This is a genomic window from Nostoc flagelliforme FACHB-838 (assembly GCF_014698065.1).
GTDB classification, from domain to species: Bacteria; Cyanobacteriota; Cyanobacteriia; order Cyanobacteriales; family Nostocaceae; genus Nostoc; species Nostoc flagelliforme_B.
In genome coordinates this window covers 1-16,762 of sequence record NZ_JACJSI010000133.1, presented here as the reverse complement: position 1 = coordinate 16,762, position 16,762 = coordinate 1, and the positions used below count along the sequence as shown (strand labels likewise).

The following is a 16,762-nucleotide window of genomic DNA, read 5'->3' as shown; positions in this document are numbered from 1 at the left end:
TGTAAGCAGGCTTTGATCCGTTCTTGTTTCTCTTGGTTCATTGTCAGCGATCGCACAGGGTTATCTTCCTTTACATTTTCCCATAAATGGTAAATCTTCCAAAACTGGATGCTCCCTTCAAAAAGCTCTTTCGTCTCAGCAAGAGCTTTATGCCACGTTGCATAGTATTCAGTCTCCAGTGGCTGGTATTCAAAAGTTTTAGTTGCCCATACGTATAGCATAGAAAAGCGGTTTTGTACCTGCATCCTTTCTTGAGTTTGCTGCTGAATATCTTTTAAGTCAGGTTCCAAACCTTTAGTCTCGAAAATAATTCTGTTATTCTCTTTATCTTCAACAGGTTTCCAACCTCGACTATCAATCCTATGTAAGAAAAACCGCATCGTCTCATCCTGAAGTTCAGATGTACGCAGCAAATCAATAGCAGCAAGCACGTCATCTCTCCATTCCGAAAACTGAAGGCGTACAACAAGCGTTTCTAAATGCTCTCTTCGCCACGGGCGCAGGGCAGCAGTACGTCTTTCTTCAGAATAAATTTCAGATAGTACATCTCTTTGAAGGACAGAATGCCAATTAATGCTATTGCCGCCACTTTCATAAATAGTACGGCTCCGATCTATATGATACAGTTCGGGGGTTCGTAGAAGCGGCAGCGCAGATTTCCCGACTTTTTCAGGAAATCCCGTTGCTACAGAAGCCAGAACCGCTGTGGGCATTATAGAATTACTACTTCGCAAAATATAGTCGAATAGCCACTCTAGTTGGTCTGATTCAGAATACTCTATGTATGCGATTAACCAGCTCTCAAGCGCCATTAAAGCGCACTGCAACAAGTTAGGAACATAAGAACCTAAAGAGTAATCACGATATGCAGCCCATAAATTACTAGAGCAGTACTGGTTTATTACTGAGCCATCGTTTAGGTGTATATTAACTTGTTCAACAAGAGGCTCAGAATGTCTAATTCTCGAATAACTAAATTGACTCGGACTATCTAAATCTGAATGTGCATATTTGTCCGCTGTTATATTGAGAAGATTAAGAATAAAGTCAAGTCCTTTTTTGGGATGGTGATACAGTAAACTTTGGAATGGGCCTTTTGCTCCGCTGGCCGGTGAAAACTCATATTTGTATTTATGAAGCCCAAAGCAACCAGCTACATCTATTCTACTTGTATACCGAGGCATATCATCTTCGTTAGACTCGCCAACCAACCATTCAAAGTAAGATAGCTTGATTAGTGTGTCTGGATCATGTTTGCAAAAGAAAGCTGCTTCAACACCCTGAAAAGCCATTTTACAAAACTCTTCAACGTAATTTGGTCGGCGCGATTGCTTATCAGTTTGATTCGTAAAAACATCAGCCTCTAAAAGCCCCAAAAACTCTTCATATATTACTGGAATAATTTTTATTATGATACTAAGTAGTTTTTCTCTATCACCATCATCTCTGTACGATTCTTTAAGAGGAGCTAATAAGTGAATGGCTAATAATCCTGCTTCACGGGCTGGTAATGGTAAATCCTCATTTAGGTTCAATAGAGAAGACCAATTATTTAGGACTGCTGTTACATGTGGTATTAAACCCTCGAACAAAGAATCTCTGTTTTCAAACAGAAAGCAAATCATGGCTTTCCAGGCTTGACCGTAGGGCTTTAGTTGATGCTTTGCATCAACTAAAGCCCTACCATCATTTCCTTTGAGTTTTGAATTTAATGTCTGCTCTGGCGTTTGGCAGGCTATTCGGAGAATGAAGCAGAAACGTTTAAGCAATTCTCCATCATCTAAAAAAAGTTGAGCCTTTAGCAGTCTGAGAAATCCGTCTGGATTATCACCTTGAAGTACAGCAGCAATTGTTTCATCTTGCCAGTATCTCTGGATATCTTGACTGCTAAGAGCAAAGCGCACAAATTCATCAACATTCTCGCCATACCTTAATTTTTGGTGAAGCCACAAGCGAAACGCACGGTTTATTGCAGGTTCATGACCTATTGCATCAAGAAAATCCAGTGTTTTGCTTGAGTGTCTCCGATAAGCATCCTCAATGTATTGATTGAGTGCCCAATCCTCTAGAACGTCATGCGCTGGGCTAATAAGACCATTCTTGGAATGGCGACGAACTAAATTATCTTCTTCGAGCTTGAGTACAGCATCCCCATCAAACTCTGCCTCGGAAACTCCATAAACCATTTGTTTAGCTCGATTGACTGCAATGTTAATAAAAGCTTGCTTCCGCTTAAGTGGCATCGCCTTCCCTCGCTCTTGTTCTTTTGCAATCACATCTCGCCAGACTGCGGTGCGAAACTCCTTTTCACCATCCTCAAGCGTAAATTCTGTTCCGGTTTGAAGAACTCTATATGCTAAATCTGCCAAAAATGGAGATTTTAGCAATGGATTCAAAATCCGATTATCAGCAATTTTTTGCAAGGGTTCAAGTTGCTCACACAGATTCTGAACTTGATCATTACTAAAACCACTTAATGTAAGCGTTGCAAAACTAGCCCCAAAAGGTTGAAGATAATTAAAAGTTATTTGTTGGTATGCATAATCACGACCAGTAGCAATCACAGTCCAACCTTGATGCTTGTTCAGTAAATGAAGCAAGTCTGTGAAAGCTGTCGTTTTCTCTAACTCAAGCAGCTTTTCTAAGGATTCAATAACCAAGTATTTTTTGGGCATTAAAGCAAAACCTGCTTCTAAATCGCGAAGTGAACCTTTTAAGCCCATTGCTGAAAAAACGTTATCAAGGTGAGGTTGCTCTAAATCCTCTGTGCGTAAACAGAAGATAGGAGCGCTTTCGCCTATATAGTCCGAAAACTCTCGTATTAGACTAGATTTCCCAGCACCACGTTCGCCAGACACAAAGACGAAACTGGAGATTTCAGTCAAGTTAAGTAATTTAGCAAATGCATCTGGTTGCTTAACATGAAATCCACCAATAGTAGTTCTTATACCACCTAAAATGTAATTACCATGCTCCTTGAGTTTATTGACATCGGATGACCAGCTAGAAGAATTAACAGTATTAAATGCATTCCTAATATCTTGGGGCAAAGTTTCTAAAGTGAGTGTTCCTGCATTCTGGTTAGCAGTTTGAACAACATTAACAACTTGCGTCCATAATGATGGCGCAGCTAGATTTGAATATTAAGCAATCAAGGAGTGAAGCAAGGACAATGTACTTCCTGATTCTGTATCTAAATCGTAGCCAATAATATAAAAAACTTTTAAGAACTCCCATAACTGCCTGTCAGAAACATGGATTTCATTATTTGCAGTCTTCAAATGTGTTTTTAACACTTCTAGCTTTTTTCTTTTTGCATCACTACTAAAATTAGCAGTATTAATTTTGATTAAAAATTCTTCTTCATTTTCAGCGTGCCTTGCCCATTCAAGAATAGGTCGCACATCGTTTGTATCAGTTGCACTCAAAGGCCCCGTAATAAGAGCTAGGGCATCAATACTGGAATCAAAACTTTCATCATTGAAATCATTCCAGGTACTTTGAATTACTTCAGCAAATGTTGTATCCTTTCCCGTAATACTAATATCATGTTTGATTTGAGCCAACAGCTTTACTTCTCTCTCTGTTTCTGGCTGTTTCGTGAATACAATGAAATCATCAGTATTAAAGCCAGCGTAACGTCCTTGTAGCTTGACCTTTATGATTGGAAAAGGTGGTAGACAGGGCGCAAACCGACCGGTTAGCATAAGAACAGTGAACGCTGCTTGAACTCGCGTTTCAAAGTTCAGTCCACCACCACCAGTAGAAAAAGGGTTACTCTGTTGCTTTGAGGCTTTAGTCATTTATACTCTGCACTTTAGTCTCTCCTCTGATTATGGGCTTTATCTTAAGTAACTGTCAAACTTACTTAAATATTGCTGAAATTTATAAATAGCAAAAGTTGTTAAAACTTTATCTCATCCCCATACTCAAACTCCAGAAGATTTAACAATTTCTCTTCTATAGTTTTCAAATAAGGACGATTCAGCTTCCTCAACGACTCCAAAAACCTTTGAACCGATTCCTCTAGAAAACTGGAATACACTCGGCTGATGCGATCGCAAAAAAATTTTGCATATTATACTTTGTTGAACAGTATCCAGAAAAATTCTAGATTCCTTTCTCGCTTTTGAAATGGAAATCCGATTTTTAAACTCCCAGGATGTCATCGTTTACCGTGACCTGCGTCTCCAAGCATTGATAGAGTCACCGACGGCTTTTGCTTCCAGTTATGAGCAGGAATCCTGTTTTCCTTTGACTGACTTTGCTGCCAGACTTCGCCCTCACAATGATTCTGCTAACGCTATTTTTGGTGCTTTCAGCAACAAAGATCGACTTATTGGTATGCTCGGCTTCTCACGTGAAAGCCGTTTGAAGCGTATTCACATTGGTTCTCTCTGGAGTATGTATGTTTTGCCTGAGAATCGACAGCAAGGCGTTGCAGCCACCCTTCTTGATGAGGCATTATCCCATGCCCGACACCTTACTGGTCTACGACAAATCGTCCTCACGGTCACTACAAACAATTTACCAGCCGCCTCTCTTTATAGGTCACGGGGTTTTGAGCGTTTCGGTTTAGAATGTGATGCTTTATTTATTAATGGTATATATTTCGATGAGGAGCATCTGGTATTACACTTCAACCATGATGGCTAACTTTTCCTCTTGCACACTGACTAACAATAGCCATAGTTTTTAAACCTTTATCTCATTACTATATTCTGATTCCAGCACACTCAAAAGTTTCTCTTCCACAGCAGTAAGATAAGGCCGATTTACCTTCCCCAACGACTGCAACAGACTTTTGACTGTCTCCTCCAGCGAATCTGAATACACCCGATTGATGCGATCGCTAATTAATTGCATCTGCTCACGCTCCTGGGGCAGGTAGTTGAAAGACTTTAAGTGCTGCAACCCAATTGTGTACTCGCCATCCCAGACTCTCAGGGTGCAACTAAACTCATTCACTGCGCTGACAATTGCCCAACACCCACCCTTGCCTCTGAGTTCGGGGTTGTCCTTTGCTAGTATTTGGCACACCTCGCCAATTTGGTAGGTATTGGGTACTTGGGTTCGCTCCATGATGCGCTGCACAACATCTTTCACAATCCTACCAGTTGGCACTTTGCCGCCAGCAAGTTCTACTGCCGTTAGCCAGACTTCCTGCTGTTCCTGGGGTTCAAGCTTTGTCATTGGTCGGATTTGGCGTTCGCTTGTTGGCAAAATGTGATCCATTGGATCACATTTTTCAAGCAAATTATCAAAAACAACAGCCGCATCCATTAAAAGATAAGACTGGCGACGACTATGAGCAAAGCGATCACGGCAATATTCTTCAAAGGTTTTATGTGTGGAACGATAAAGTCGGCGATCGCGTAACTCAGTCAATGCCTTACCTGCCTCAAAAAACGCTCTTTCCACACGCCGCTCTAGGTGAAGGCGATCGCGCTGTTCTTCTTCTGTCAACTCTGGAACTTCAACAGCAGTAACGTTAATTGTTGCTAAGGCTGGGTTTTCTTCTTCGGCAAGGCCATCGGGTAATGTGCTGTCGCTAGATACTGCTGAGGTGGCTTTTTTGCGCGAAGATGGTGGTTTAGCCATTATTCCACCTCTTTAATTCAACAATATTTTTTCAGAATTGATTGCAACGTGAATTTTGGAAGTAGTTGATAACTGCTCCGGCATAGCCCAGCACAGGCATCGCTTCTTTAAAGAATCGGAAGACAGGGCAAGAGGATTAATAGTCTGAGAGTCAACCATCAAACTTTACACCTAAATCTATATTCAAAACCTGCTCAATTCTACGAATAACATCCTCTGTTGCAGGCGCTCTTAAATCTTCGTTTTCCAATTGATACCAGTAAGAACGACTTAATTTACAGTCACGACAGATATCAGTCAACGTTCTTTGATCACGCTCCCTTGCTTGTCTTATTTTTTGCCCCAATCCTGGAAAGTCCAAGACGGTTTCAACTACTCGTTTTACTTGCACTGAATTCATATATAAGTTCTCCAAAATTAATTTTATTGTACTTTGTCTACAGACGCTTGACAAGTGTATGCAGACAGTTTACATTAGTAAGTATAAAGAAAGCGCCCGGACTGCGAATCTTGAGCGCTTTCCGTCCCGTTAGGAACTGATTTATTATGACTTACATCATCTACAGCCATCAACAGCTGCAAATGAAATCTATTGCCCGACTCAAGCAAATCTACAGCGAAATCGGCTGCACAGTCGAAGTAAGCGACAAACACTGTAAGGATGCCTGGATTAGTACGATCGCTAACTACCAAGCCAGCAAAATTCAGAAACTCACCCCTGCTGCCCCCGACGAACAAGCCCTCGCTCAAGCCGAACTCGACAACTACATCGCTGACCAAGCCCAAGCCGTAGTTCCCAAACTCCTCAGAATAGTCGAAATCTCGTTTGACCATCACGAATATTACGCTGGTGATGAACTGGTAGCCAGCATCGCCCATGACGACAACCATTTAACGCAACGCTGGGTAGTTATGGTCAACGACAAAGAATTATTTCGTGCCAATACCCCAATGCGCTGTCATCGCTTCATCTGCACTCACTACAAAGACGGCACACTGCTAGTAGAAGCTCTTGTGCAGGGGAGCAGGGGTGCAGAGGGGAAAAACTTACAACAGCTTTCTCCTCTGCCCCTCCGCTCCTCTGCCCCCATGCCTTCTTCTACCACTGGTAACAAAGTTATGGCGCAGATTTTCAACGAATGCGAGAAGTTTGGCTTTGAAATCCTCAACGAGGGCATTTACCAGAATGACGAGAAATTAGGCGAAGTCGGACAAACTGATGGTGGCTGGTGGTTCACACGCGCAGCAGACGAAACCCAGCGCATACCCTGTGATTCTGCAATGTCAGCAGTTCAATCGCTGTCGATGGTGGACGTGTCTACTGATAGTAAATCCGTTTTTGATGAATATTTTTTAGAGCAACCCTTAGAACAGCTAACTGGCGATAAATTGCAACGGCTGCTGGAGAGAACGGAGTTAGTAACAGCGTAAAGAGGCAGGGGGGCAGAGGGGCAGGGGTGCAGAGGGGAAAGAATCTGTACAAACCTCTCCTCTGCTCCTCCGCTCCTCTGCTCCTCTGCTTTATTCACCAATCCCCAATTAAATCTATGCAACCCACAATCTCAATCCCGCAACACTGGGGCTACCCTCGCTTTGCTTTGGAACAGCGTACTAAAGACGGCATCATTCTGGGATTTTATTACTACCCAAGCGGTACTGAATTAGCTGAACAATTCGGTGGTGGCTGGCGCTATGTCCTGATGCCTGATAAAAACTCTGACGAACTATTCCATTTTCAAGAGTCTCAAATCCAACCGCTTTCCCCACAGGAATTATTCTTACAGATACGCGCAGAGATTGAGCTTTATCAACAACAGATAAATATTCTCAAGCAACAGTTAGCCGTATTAACCGGAGGTTTCACAAATGCCTAAAACGGTTGACAAAAGCTTTGACCGTAGAGCAAATCATTTGCTGCGTTCACTTCAGCTTTGCGGCGGTTGTGTCCCTCTGCACCGTTTGCAATTCCAATTCTCCGATTCAGTCATTCAAACACTGCTGGATAGAGAACTGGTGCAAGTACAGAACACGGGACGCGGCTTTTTGTTGGAGATTGCCGAGGATTTTTAGTTTTACAAACCACTAATTATTGCACAGGTCAACAAAACATGATTGCTGAAATCAAACTAGGTTTATGCAACCCTCCCGAACCCATCTATTTATTTGTCAATCAGGGGGAAGTAGACGGTGAATCTTTCGTTTGGTACAAGTTTAATCTCAGCCAGGATAAGAAAATCCCTGTTACTCAAAGGGCATTAACTGGGTATCTGTCAGAACTGCGATTGACTACTAAAGAATTCAAAGGCAAGGACAATTTGAAGCTGGATATTGTTATCAGTGCCGATGAGCTTTATATCGTCAGAACTGGTATTGAAACCAACTTTGCTAGAAGTTTTCTTCTAGCTGCATCAATTGTTCAAGATTTCTCTAAACCACTGATTATTGTTGCTAATGCTGGCGACGAAAACACAGTTTTCTGTAATCTTTACGATGCTGCAACCAAAACCAAGATTTACAGGGAATGGAGTAGAGATTTGGATTGGGCAACTATCATTCGTGATATCCAATCCTTATTGGGTAAAACTTCAAGCTCCATTCCCGAATCCCCACTGACTCCACCAAAACTTAGCGTAGTCCCTCAACCAGTACACCCACAGGATTTACGAGTTAAAAATATTCGCACCTTGCTTGATTATCCGCTTGATTTGGTCAGAGAGTGGTTGCAATTTCAAGACACAAATAGCCCCAGTCAATTGCATATTAGCAAGATTGATGAACTGGTGAAGACTATGTGTTTGGCTTGGGCAGCAGATAAGTGCGAATATCCCAATCATACCGAATCTTTGTATCAAAAGCAGGTTGTCGATGCTGTTACTAGCGGAATGGATGAGCTAACAGCAATCAGCGCATGGATGCAACAGTTACAGGCAGTAAAGACTGGGGCAGTGTAAATCAAAAGTCAGAAATCAGGATTCAGAGTATTTTTATTTCTGAATCCTCAATTAATCAAGCAGGAATTACCCATGAAAGTCATCGTTACAGTTGTTGAAAAAATCACAAGTGAAGCGCACATCGATATCCCTGATGGGCTGAATCAATCTGCAATTAAACAGCACATCGTAGACCGCTACAACACTGGGGGAATGCAGACCGAGATGAACATCTTCCAAGTGGACTTTGAATCTATCAGCGCTCGGATTGTTGAAGAAAATTCTTCTCCTAAATCTGCATAAACATTGGAGGTAATAAATGAATCCCAAATGGACTGATGAAGAACTCGGAATCATTGAAGCTAAAGCTGAACTTTATACCCCTAAACAAATAGCTTCAATCTTAAAAAGACATGGCTATTTCCGCACTCCAATTGCAATTGCTACTAAGCTTTGGGCTTTGGGTTATTCTACAAGCCCCTTTCTTGATAACTATAGTAGTGCTGAAATTGCCCGTGTTCTGTGTGTGCATTCCACTACTGTTTCTGGTTGGGTGAGACTTTTACAATTCGCAATTCGCAATTCGCAATTCGCAATTTGCTTCCTTATATCTGAAGTTGGATGGTTGAATATTAATTCTGTTTTTATCAATGAATGGAGAGGTTTGCATACCAATTAAATTATCCAATTGTATTTTAATTGCGAATTGCGAACTGCGAATTGCGAATTGTTTTGACAATCCTCCACAACATCTAAAAAAGCGTATTGCCTCTATTGACTCCGAAGCCATTAATTACTTATTGGGAAGAAAAGCATGATTGACAACATTAACGCGCTGAAAACAAGTTGGTATCTCTCGCCACCCTGGGGCCAAACAACTCCACCCGTTGAGGTGAATTTACTGGAGAGAGTTTACCTGCGAACCACGAGAACATTTGGCTACTGCTGCGGTGTCCAGTGGAAACATGAAACTTGGCTTTATTCAATTGATTGCCGTAATGAAATACTGCACGCTACACAAAACCAAATCATCGGGACGGGAGAATTAGAAGCCATCAAGGTGCAAAAACCTGCTTTTGTTCTGGGCGAAAGAGTGATGCTCTGTTCTCACGATAAGGGAACAAAACAACGGCTGATTTTGGGGATTGGGCTTGTGAATAATTCTTGGTTTTACGTTGTTGAATTGATGTCGCCAACTTTAACTCAATCACGGACTATATCGAATCGCTTCTCACTGATTGGTGAAAAAAGTTTGGTGCGTGTGAATGTTTAAAGTTTTGAGATTTAGTTAGGAGTTAAATAACATGAGTTTATCTTTCAATCAAAGTATTTTAGTCGAGTCTCCATCATTAAGAACTTCTGCACTTTCTAATTTAGATAATTCACGCGCAGAAGTTGTTCTCAGCAAAGCAAAGGCAATAATGTTCGCTGTATGGAACGGTAGCGGCTGGGCAACTACTGCACAAATAGCGGAATATTTTTCAGTTACAGAGTCCGCAGTCAAAGAACTTACAAGAGTAAATCAATCTGAATTCCAAACCCAAGAAACTAAAACCCTTACAGGCATTGACTTACGTGATGCTCGACAGACACTCTGTCTACCATCTAGAACTTCCCAGGTTAGAGTTTTTTCGGCTTTGGGTGCGTTAAGGATCGCAATGATCTTGCAGCAATCTCAAGTAGCAGCGCAAGTTAGAACCATCATTTTAGATTTGGTTGCAGCAGTTCCAAGCATCACTCCTCAAACTCCTGCACCTGTTCCTGCTCTCCCACCGGTTGAGCAGCGCCTACAAACTTTGGCCGAGGCGATGAAAACTTTAGCCCAACTCACAGGTGGCAGACTGAACCCATACATGGAACAGCATTTTCAAGACTTTGCTGCTAATCTTCTTGCCCAACACAATCAACAAACACTTTCCGGTAGCCAACAGAAATGGATGGGTGTGGTCAACTTTGCAGAGAGCGAACTGGGTAAGAAAGTCCCCCTTAACGGTTCGCATTATCGCGGTCATCTCGGTACTTGGGTTCGTACTTTTTACCCCCAACTGGGAGAACGTCAGGAGATGCGGCTGGTTAACGGCACTCAGCAGCCAGTTTACGTTTACGCCTGCCATGACCCAATTGTTGCAAATGGGTTAACCAAGGCAATTGAGGAGTTTTTCGCTCACCCAAACCCGACTACTGCACTAAGAAGTGCGGGGGCTTTTAGTACCAAGAAAACACGGGTATTGGTCAAAAAATGAAAGCGTTCGCACTCCTTAGTCAAAGGCGATGGCTGCGCCAACGCCAGAGGCGAATGCCTGGTTGTATATGTGATCAGTGCTGGCTTTATGGTATCAGTTTTCGCTCCATCACTCGAACCATCAAAAATTACAATCTTCGTTTTATGCAACAACTCAATTTATTTGCTGAATCAGTCCCAGTTTTACCCATCACTTATTACCCCGATTTCTTGAATCAAGAACTTGCCAACTCACTCTACCAACACTGCTTGAAACTGGAGTGGCAACAGAATCAAATCAGAATTGCGGGAAAAACAATGCCTGTCCCTCGTCTGGAGTGCATCAAAACAATTCGCAATTCGCAATTATTAATTAAGGACAAAGAGACATGAACCAAAATATTAGCATTGCTGACAGAACAAAAGCTTTAGCGATAAGAATAGTTAAAGCTTGTACTTTCTTGGATGAAAAACCTGGAGTTTGTCGAACATTATCAAAGCAATTACTCCGAAGTGGAACTTCCATTGGAGCTAATGTTAGAGAAGCACAATCTTCTCAATCTGACAAAGATTTTCTCCACAAGCTAGAAATTGCACTTAAAGAAGAACGAGAAACTGAATACTGGTTGGAAATATTAATAGAGTCATAACTGGTTGAGAAAAACAAGTTTGAACTTTTACTCCAAGAAACCAGAGAAATTGGAAAAATTTTAGTTTCATCTACTCGGAAAGTTAAGGAGAAAATTAACAAGCATAATTAATTGCGAATTGCGAATTGCGAATTGCGAATTGCGAATTGTGTTGATGCACCCTGGCTGCCAGTCTACACATCTGCATCAAGTCCCCAAAACCAACAAAGTGGTTAGCACACGTATTAATCTCACATTCCGACCACACACGGGAGGCGGGAGATAACGCTGTAGCTGGCTGTTGACGATTTCATAGCCAGCACATCTCTCACAAAAAGTTGAACCGGCGGCACAGACTCAAGTGCCGCACCCTGCACCATGCGTCTATTTCTGGAGGAAACATGACTACAATTAGTTTAGAAGACCAGCATTTAACTGAATGGCTCAATAGTAAGGTTGACGAAGAAATCATTGCCCTCAATGTGCATTCCCTTTCTGGGAGTTTACCCTACGAATATCTGCTCTACAGTCCTAAAATCTCCCGTCGCAATGATGGACGACTGCGCGATCACGATTTGAAAAAATACCAACACATTGAACTTGGCGGCTGGTGGTGCAGTAGGATTGACCCACTCAACAACTACGTCCTGATGATGTGGGGCTGCTTCAAACCCGACCACCCCAGACGTGACCGCCAAAAGATTCACAAATTCATCAAGTATGAACACCCATTCAGAGAAGAGACACGCGCCTTCTTCCTATTAGTGCCGAATCGCATTTGGGTAAAAGTGTCCAATCGTAGCGGCATTCCCATTACTGAAGAAGACCTACAGCATCCTAGCGGTTTCTGGCATTGGGTTTGGCGGCATAATGTGCCAGTGACAATCGTGGAAGGTGTCAAGAAAGCGGGGGCATTACTGACTGCTGGTTATGCAGCGATCGCTATCCCCGGTGTTAACGCTGGATACCGCACCCCTACTGATGAGTATGGTACAGCTAATGGCAAACCATACCTCATCCCCGACCTCAAACACTTTGCAACAGAGGGGAGACAGGTTAACATCTGCTTTGACCAAGACAATAAACCTGAGACAGTTCAACGAGTCAGAACCGCTATCAGTCGCATGGGACGGCTGCTGGTAAATGAGGGTTGTTCCTTGCGAGTGATTGATTTACCAATTGGGGCAGAAAAAGGGGTTGATGATTTTATTGTTGCCAAGGGTCAATCGGCATTTGACGCACTCTACAACACTGCTGTTGCATTAGAGTTGTGGGAAATCAAGCTGTTTACCTTGTTGACTTACTCGCCTGCGATCGCACTCAATCAAAGATTCTTGGGCCAACTTCTCGTCCCCGAAGGCGAAAAACTGATTATCCTCAAAGCCCCTAAAGGCACTGGTAAAACCGAATGGCTAGCAACTGAGGTAGCGAAAGCACACGACCAAGAGAGGCGGGTATTAATTATCACTCATCGCATCCAGCTAGGTGAGGCATTGTGTAATCGATTTGGTGTTAACTATGTTACCGAAGTCCGCACGAATGAAACAGGCACATTATTGGGATATGGGGTGTGTGTTGATTCGCTGCATCAAGAAAGTCAGGCGCGATTCAACCCCAATGACTGGGCGAATGATGTCATTATTATTGACGAGTGCGACCAAGTATTCTGGCATCTTCTCAACTCTGGTACGGAAGTACAGAAGCGTCGTGTATCCGTTCTCAAAAACCTCAAGCAGTTAGTGCAGAATGTTCTCGGTAGCGAACACGGCAAGATTTACCTATCAAGTGCCGATGTGTCAGATACTGATGTAAAGTATGTTTTATCACTCGCTGGGGAATATCGAGTTAATCCCTTCGTCATCGTAAACAACTATCGGCACTTAGCTGGAAATTGTTACAACTACTCTGGCAGTAACCCGAAGAATCTCATCGCTGCATTGGACAAAGCGATTTCTAAAGGAGGGCATCATCTATTGTGCTGCTCTGCTCAAAAGGCTAAGTCTAAGTGGGGAACTCAGGCGCTTGAAGAACGTTTTCGCCGCAAATTCCCTCACCTGCGAATCCTGAGAATTGACAGCGAATCTGTTGCTGATCCCTCTCATGCAGCTTTTGGTTGTATCGCTCATCTCAACGACATTCTGACACAGTACGATTTAGTTATCGCATCTCCAAGTTTAGAAACTGGGGTCAGCATCGACATTCGAGGACATTTTGATGGTGTTTGGGGCATTTTTCAGGGAGTGCAGCCGGTTAACTCTGTGCGTCAGATGTTGGCAAGGGTTAGGGAAACAGTTGACCGTCATATCTGGGTCAGAGAATGGGGGATGTCGGTTGTGGGGAATGGCTCTACATCCATCGGAGGATTGCTAAGAAGTCAGCACATCGCCACACAAGCGAACATTGCGCTGTTGTCGGCGGCGGATAATGACGATTACAGCTATGTTGACCAAAATTTTCAGCCCGAATCCCTACAGACATGGGGGAAACGTGGCTCTGTGATTAACGTGGAGATGCGGCGCTATCGAGAGTCTGTTCTTGCGGGTTTGGTCGAAGATGGGTACACCGTTATTGATGCCGACGATGCATCGGATGATGAGAGTGGGGCTGTAATCGAGTCTGTTAAGGCGGCAAGTGAGCAATTGTATACTGCTGAATGTCAAGCGATCGCGCAAGCTGATGAACTTTCTGGAGCTGAACTGAAAAAACTGCAAGATAAAAGGGCGAAAACCAAAATCGAACGACATCAGCAGCGCAAGGCTGAATTATCCCGTCGCTATGAAATTGACGTGACCCCTGATTTGGTCGAGAAAGATGATGATGGCTGGTATCCCAAACTGCGGATGCACTATTATTTGACGCTGGGGCGGGAATTTCTGACAACCCGTGATGCTAAACGGGCAGCAGCGCAGTTAGAGGCTGGGGAGAATTCGATTTGGAAACCAGATTTTAACAAGGGGCAGTTATTGCCTGCTGTGTTGTTACTCGAAAATCTGAATCTGTCGCAGTTTCTTACACCAGACGTTCAGTTGCGGGGCAGCGACGACAAGATGGTGGAATTTAAGGCACTTGCTGTTCAGCACAGGCACGTTATCAAGAATTACTTGAATGTTTCCATTTCTGAAAAACACACACCGATAGCGATCGCTCAAAAGTTACTTGCCAAGATTGATTTGAGGTTGGACTACATTGGTCGGTTGGGTAAGCGTGAAAATCGGGAGTGCGTTTATCAGTTTGTTGCCCCTGATGATCAGCGTGATTCAATTTTTGGGCAGTGGTTAAATCGAGATGAAGCAACTAAAAGTGAGTCGGTGTCAGTCACTAATAATATAAGTACAACTACACCAGTCATTGACACCACTCTCCAGGATATTCCTCAAACACTCACGCCCGTGGAAAGTCCTGTTACCCAAGGATGGAAGGGGCTGAACCTGAAAATGCGCCTTGGACTCGACAGTGCTGGTCAGTTCTACCAACAGCTAGTCTCCACAATAGGCAAAGCTATCGGTGTTGCTGATGGTGAGCCTTACTGGAATGGGTATCTGAACCAGTGGCAGGTTTGGGTTAACTTTGCTGACGGGTGTAGGCCTGTGGTGTGCGATTGGTTGGCGGTGGTGTAGGCAATATCCTCACAAATTTATAGCCAAAAGCTAGACTCCGTAACCATTTGGGCTATTGCATTCTCCCAAAGTGACAAAACAGGGGTAGTTTATCAGTTTTTTCACCTGATGATGTTTACTCCCCTAAGATTCAGGCAGGCTTTGAGAGTTGTTTCTGAAGCATTAAAAGTTACATTAGTAGTACGTCAAAGTAGTACAGAGGTTTTCTTGTTGTGCCTGAAGCAGTGTTGAAAGGTCGTGTTGCCCTAGTTACAGGTGTAAGTCGGCGTAAAGGAATAGGATTTGCGATCGCGCAACGATTAGCAATGTTGGGTGCAGACGTTTTCATTCACTCCTATTCACCCTATGATGCTACTCAACCCTGGGGAGCCGATCCTGATGGGATTTCTGCATTGATTGCTTTGCTTCAAAAGTATGGTACTCGGATCGCACACGCCCAAGGAAATTTTCTCGATCCTGCTGTACCAGGTCAAATTATGGGTACTGCGGTTCAAACATTGGGACACATCGATATTTTGATTGCGAATCATGCTTACAGCAAGATGGGAAATTTGGAGCAACTGACCGCAGCAGAAATTGACACGCATTTGCATATTAATGTCCGAGGAACGTTATTATTGGTGCAAGCATTTGCTGCTCAACATAGTGGTTGTTCTGGTGGTCGAGTGGTTCTTCTCACCTCTGGGCAGCATCTCAATCCGATGCCAGAGGAACTATCATACATTGCATCCAAAGGTGCATTACATCAACTGACACTTTCGTTATCAGCTTATTTAATCGGGCGTGGGATCACGGTCAATGCCATAAATCCAGGAGCAACAGATACAGGCTATGCCAGTAGTGAACTTTATGAGTCAGTTTTAAGAGCCAACCCTCAAGGGCGATGGGGGCAACCCGAAGATGCAGCCCGTTTAATTGGTTGGCTAGTAACAGATGACGCACAATGGGTAACTGGACAAGTAATCAACTCTACAGGAGGTGGAGTTTGATTATTTGTACGGGCTATCTCCAGCCATATCGCTCTTATGCTGGTGTGATAAACAGAGTAGTAGTTTGCCAACCCAAAAATGTGCTTTTTCAGGCTGGGAAAAGGGGGAAAGGGTTGAAATCCCTTAACCTTTTCCTTTTCCTCTTTACCCCGCTTTCGTCACGAAAGTGAACTACTAGTACTGCAAGGCGGAAATAAGCCAAGTATTAGATAGCCAACACTTTACCCTTATATGTCCACTTAAAAGGTTTAGCCATTGTTTGATTAAAATAGTCGATAAATTCAAGAATTCGACTTTTGAGGTCATCCTGACTTTTGAAGTTGGCTCTTCTTAGTAATTTCCTCACCAAAATACTGAACCAAATCTCAATTTGGTTGAGCCAAGAACAATGTTTGGGGGTGTAATGGAAAACGATTCGATGTGTTGAGTCGTTCAAAAAAGCAGTACGAGATTTCATGGATTTGAGTATGCCACTTTTTCCCTTAATACCCAGGTCTATATCCAAACCTTCAATTTGTGCAACGAACCGAACCAGCGACTCAGACTGGTGAGTATTCAGACAATCCATGATTAAATGCCATTTTTTGGCATTGGGGTCACTTTCAATGATTCGACGAATATTAAAGAGGTAATCGGCTTCGGTTCTGGAATCTCCACAATTAGGCTCGATAATCTTACCAGTGGCAATATCAAAATTAGCGATTAAAGTTTGTGTACCATGACGAATATACTCAAATTCCCGTCTTTCAACCTTACCCGGTCGCATTGGTAAATC

Annotated in this window: 17 protein-coding genes and 1 pseudogene; 13 read left to right on the top strand and 5 right to left on the bottom strand. The window is 43.1% G+C overall.

Features of this window, described 5'->3' with window-relative positions; all coding sequences use genetic code 11:
* Together H6G97_RS32700 and H6G97_RS32695 are read right to left on the bottom strand one after the other, a co-directional pair.
* Nucleotides 1-3,050, bottom strand: a 3,050-nt coding sequence (locus H6G97_RS32700) for an ATP-binding protein (protein WP_190944618.1), incomplete at its 3' end; no start/stop codon positions are given.
* A 93-nt stretch (nt 3,051-3,143) separates the two neighbouring features.
* Nucleotides 3,144-3,803, bottom strand: a complete 660-nt coding sequence (locus H6G97_RS32695) for a hypothetical protein (RefSeq protein WP_190944617.1) — start codon at nt 3,801-3,803, stop codon at nt 3,144-3,146.
* 331 nt (nt 3,804-4,134) lie between these two features.
* On the opposite strand from H6G97_RS32695, the gene H6G97_RS32690 reads away from it, so the two are divergent.
* Nucleotides 4,135-4,656: a GNAT family N-acetyltransferase gene (locus H6G97_RS32690; protein WP_190944616.1), complete on the top strand. Its 522-nt coding sequence runs from the start codon at nt 4,135-4,137 to the stop codon at nt 4,654-4,656.
* Between the two features lie 39 nt (nt 4,657-4,695).
* Here H6G97_RS32690 and H6G97_RS32685 read toward each other — a convergent pair whose 3' ends face one another.
* Both H6G97_RS32685 and H6G97_RS32680 read right to left on the bottom strand, forming a co-directional pair.
* A complete protein-coding gene (locus H6G97_RS32685) occupies nt 4,696-5,601 on the bottom strand; it encodes a hypothetical protein (RefSeq protein ID WP_190944615.1) in 906 nt (301 codons plus the stop codon).
* Nucleotides 5,602-5,752: 151 nt separating this feature from the next.
* Complete coding sequence (locus H6G97_RS32680) at nt 5,753-6,001, bottom strand: helix-turn-helix domain-containing protein (protein WP_152592745.1); 249 nt, start codon at nt 5,999-6,001, stop codon at nt 5,753-5,755.
* 146 nt (nt 6,002-6,147) lie between these two features.
* On the opposite strand from H6G97_RS32680, the gene H6G97_RS32675 reads away from it, so the two are divergent.
* The 12 genes and pseudogenes from H6G97_RS32675 to H6G97_RS32620 all read left to right on the top strand — a co-directional run bounded on the left by H6G97_RS32675 (nt 6,148) and on the right by H6G97_RS32620 (nt 15,987).
* On the top strand, nt 6,148-7,032 hold the full coding sequence (locus H6G97_RS32675; protein WP_190944614.1) for a hypothetical protein: 885 nt from the start codon (nt 6,148-6,150) through the stop codon (nt 7,030-7,032).
* A 116-nt stretch (nt 7,033-7,148) separates the two neighbouring features.
* The gene (locus tag H6G97_RS32670; RefSeq protein WP_190944613.1) at nt 7,149-7,475 is read left to right on the top strand and encodes a hypothetical protein; all 327 of its coding nucleotides are present in this window, start codon (nt 7,149-7,151) and stop codon (nt 7,473-7,475) included.
* Nucleotides 7,468-7,671, top strand: coding sequence for a hypothetical protein (locus tag H6G97_RS32665; protein WP_190944612.1), 204 nt, complete (start codon nt 7,468-7,470; stop codon nt 7,669-7,671). Before H6G97_RS32670 ends, H6G97_RS32665 begins: the two co-directional genes overlap by 8 nt.
* 38 nt (nt 7,672-7,709) lie before the next feature.
* Nucleotides 7,710-8,552, top strand: a complete 843-nt coding sequence (locus tag H6G97_RS32660) for a hypothetical protein (RefSeq protein WP_190944611.1) — start codon at nt 7,710-7,712, stop codon at nt 8,550-8,552.
* A 72-nt stretch (nt 8,553-8,624) separates the two neighbouring features.
* A complete protein-coding gene (locus tag H6G97_RS32655) occupies nt 8,625-8,834 on the top strand; it encodes a hypothetical protein (RefSeq protein WP_190944610.1) in 210 nt (69 codons plus the stop codon).
* Nucleotides 8,835-8,850: 16 nt separating this feature from the next.
* On the top strand, nt 8,851-9,210 hold the full coding sequence (locus tag H6G97_RS32650; protein WP_190944609.1) for a hypothetical protein: 360 nt from the start codon (nt 8,851-8,853) through the stop codon (nt 9,208-9,210).
* A gap of 135 nt (nt 9,211-9,345) precedes the next feature.
* The gene (locus H6G97_RS32645) at nt 9,346-9,804 is read left to right on the top strand and encodes a DUF1392 domain-containing protein (RefSeq protein WP_190944608.1); all 459 of its coding nucleotides are present in this window, start codon (nt 9,346-9,348) and stop codon (nt 9,802-9,804) included.
* A gap of 31 nt (nt 9,805-9,835) precedes the next feature.
* Nucleotides 9,836-10,774, top strand: a complete 939-nt coding sequence (locus H6G97_RS32640) for a hypothetical protein (protein WP_190944607.1) — start codon at nt 9,836-9,838, stop codon at nt 10,772-10,774.
* Nucleotides 10,771-11,145 carry an alpha-ketoglutarate-dependent dioxygenase AlkB family protein gene (locus H6G97_RS32635; protein ID WP_190944606.1) on the top strand — a complete coding sequence of 125 codons (375 nt, stop codon included), beginning with the start codon at nt 10,771-10,773 and terminating at the stop codon, nt 11,143-11,145. Before H6G97_RS32640 ends, H6G97_RS32635 begins: the two co-directional genes overlap by 4 nt.
* Nucleotides 11,142-11,513 (top strand): annotated as a pseudogene (locus H6G97_RS32630) (four helix bundle protein). The gene H6G97_RS32635 and the pseudogene H6G97_RS32630 overlap by 4 nt, the downstream one beginning before the upstream one ends.
* 269 nt (nt 11,514-11,782) lie before the next feature.
* Nucleotides 11,783-14,998, top strand: coding sequence for a plasmid replication protein, CyRepA1 family (locus H6G97_RS32625; protein ID WP_190944605.1), 3,216 nt, complete (start codon nt 11,783-11,785; stop codon nt 14,996-14,998).
* Nucleotides 14,999-15,210: 212 nt separating this feature from the next.
* Nucleotides 15,211-15,987, top strand: a complete 777-nt coding sequence (locus H6G97_RS32620; RefSeq protein ID WP_190944604.1) for an SDR family oxidoreductase — start codon at nt 15,211-15,213, stop codon at nt 15,985-15,987.
* A gap of 205 nt (nt 15,988-16,192) precedes the next feature.
* Here the strand turns inward: H6G97_RS32620 and H6G97_RS32615 are convergent.
* Nucleotides 16,193-16,762: transposase (locus H6G97_RS32615; protein ID WP_190944603.1), on the bottom strand; the 570-nt coding region annotated here is incomplete at its 5' end.

Bases quoted from the DNA above. Each gene is read 5' to 3' on its own strand.
- H6G97_RS32690 (WP_190944616.1), top strand. From the start codon at position 4,135: ATGGAAATCCGATTTTTAAACTCCCAGGATGTCATCGTTTACCGTGAC.
- H6G97_RS32685 (WP_190944615.1), bottom strand. From the start codon at position 5,601: ATGGCTAAACCACCATCTTCGCGCAAAAAAGCCACCTCAGCAGTATCT.
- H6G97_RS32675 (WP_190944614.1), top strand. From the start codon at position 6,148: ATGACTTACATCATCTACAGCCATCAACAGCTGCAAATGAAATCTATT.
- H6G97_RS32655 (WP_190944610.1), top strand. From the start codon at position 8,625: ATGAAAGTCATCGTTACAGTTGTTGAAAAAATCACAAGTGAAGCGCAC.
- H6G97_RS32680 (WP_152592745.1), bottom strand. From the start codon at position 6,001: ATGAATTCAGTGCAAGTAAAACGAGTAGTTGAAACCGTCTTGGACTTT.
- H6G97_RS32635 (WP_190944606.1), top strand. From the start codon at position 10,771: ATGAAAGCGTTCGCACTCCTTAGTCAAAGGCGATGGCTGCGCCAACGC.
- H6G97_RS32660 (WP_190944611.1), top strand. From the start codon at position 7,710: ATGATTGCTGAAATCAAACTAGGTTTATGCAACCCTCCCGAACCCATC.
- H6G97_RS32625 (WP_190944605.1), top strand. From the start codon at position 11,783: ATGACTACAATTAGTTTAGAAGACCAGCATTTAACTGAATGGCTCAAT.
- H6G97_RS32665 (WP_190944612.1), top strand. From the start codon at position 7,468: ATGCCTAAAACGGTTGACAAAAGCTTTGACCGTAGAGCAAATCATTTG.
- H6G97_RS32670 (WP_190944613.1), top strand. From the start codon at position 7,149: ATGCAACCCACAATCTCAATCCCGCAACACTGGGGCTACCCTCGCTTT.
- H6G97_RS32645 (WP_190944608.1), top strand. From the start codon at position 9,346: ATGATTGACAACATTAACGCGCTGAAAACAAGTTGGTATCTCTCGCCA.
- H6G97_RS32650 (WP_190944609.1), top strand. From the start codon at position 8,851: ATGAATCCCAAATGGACTGATGAAGAACTCGGAATCATTGAAGCTAAA.
- H6G97_RS32695 (WP_190944617.1), bottom strand. From the start codon at position 3,803: ATGACTAAAGCCTCAAAGCAACAGAGTAACCCTTTTTCTACTGGTGGT.
- H6G97_RS32640 (WP_190944607.1), top strand. From the start codon at position 9,836: ATGAGTTTATCTTTCAATCAAAGTATTTTAGTCGAGTCTCCATCATTA.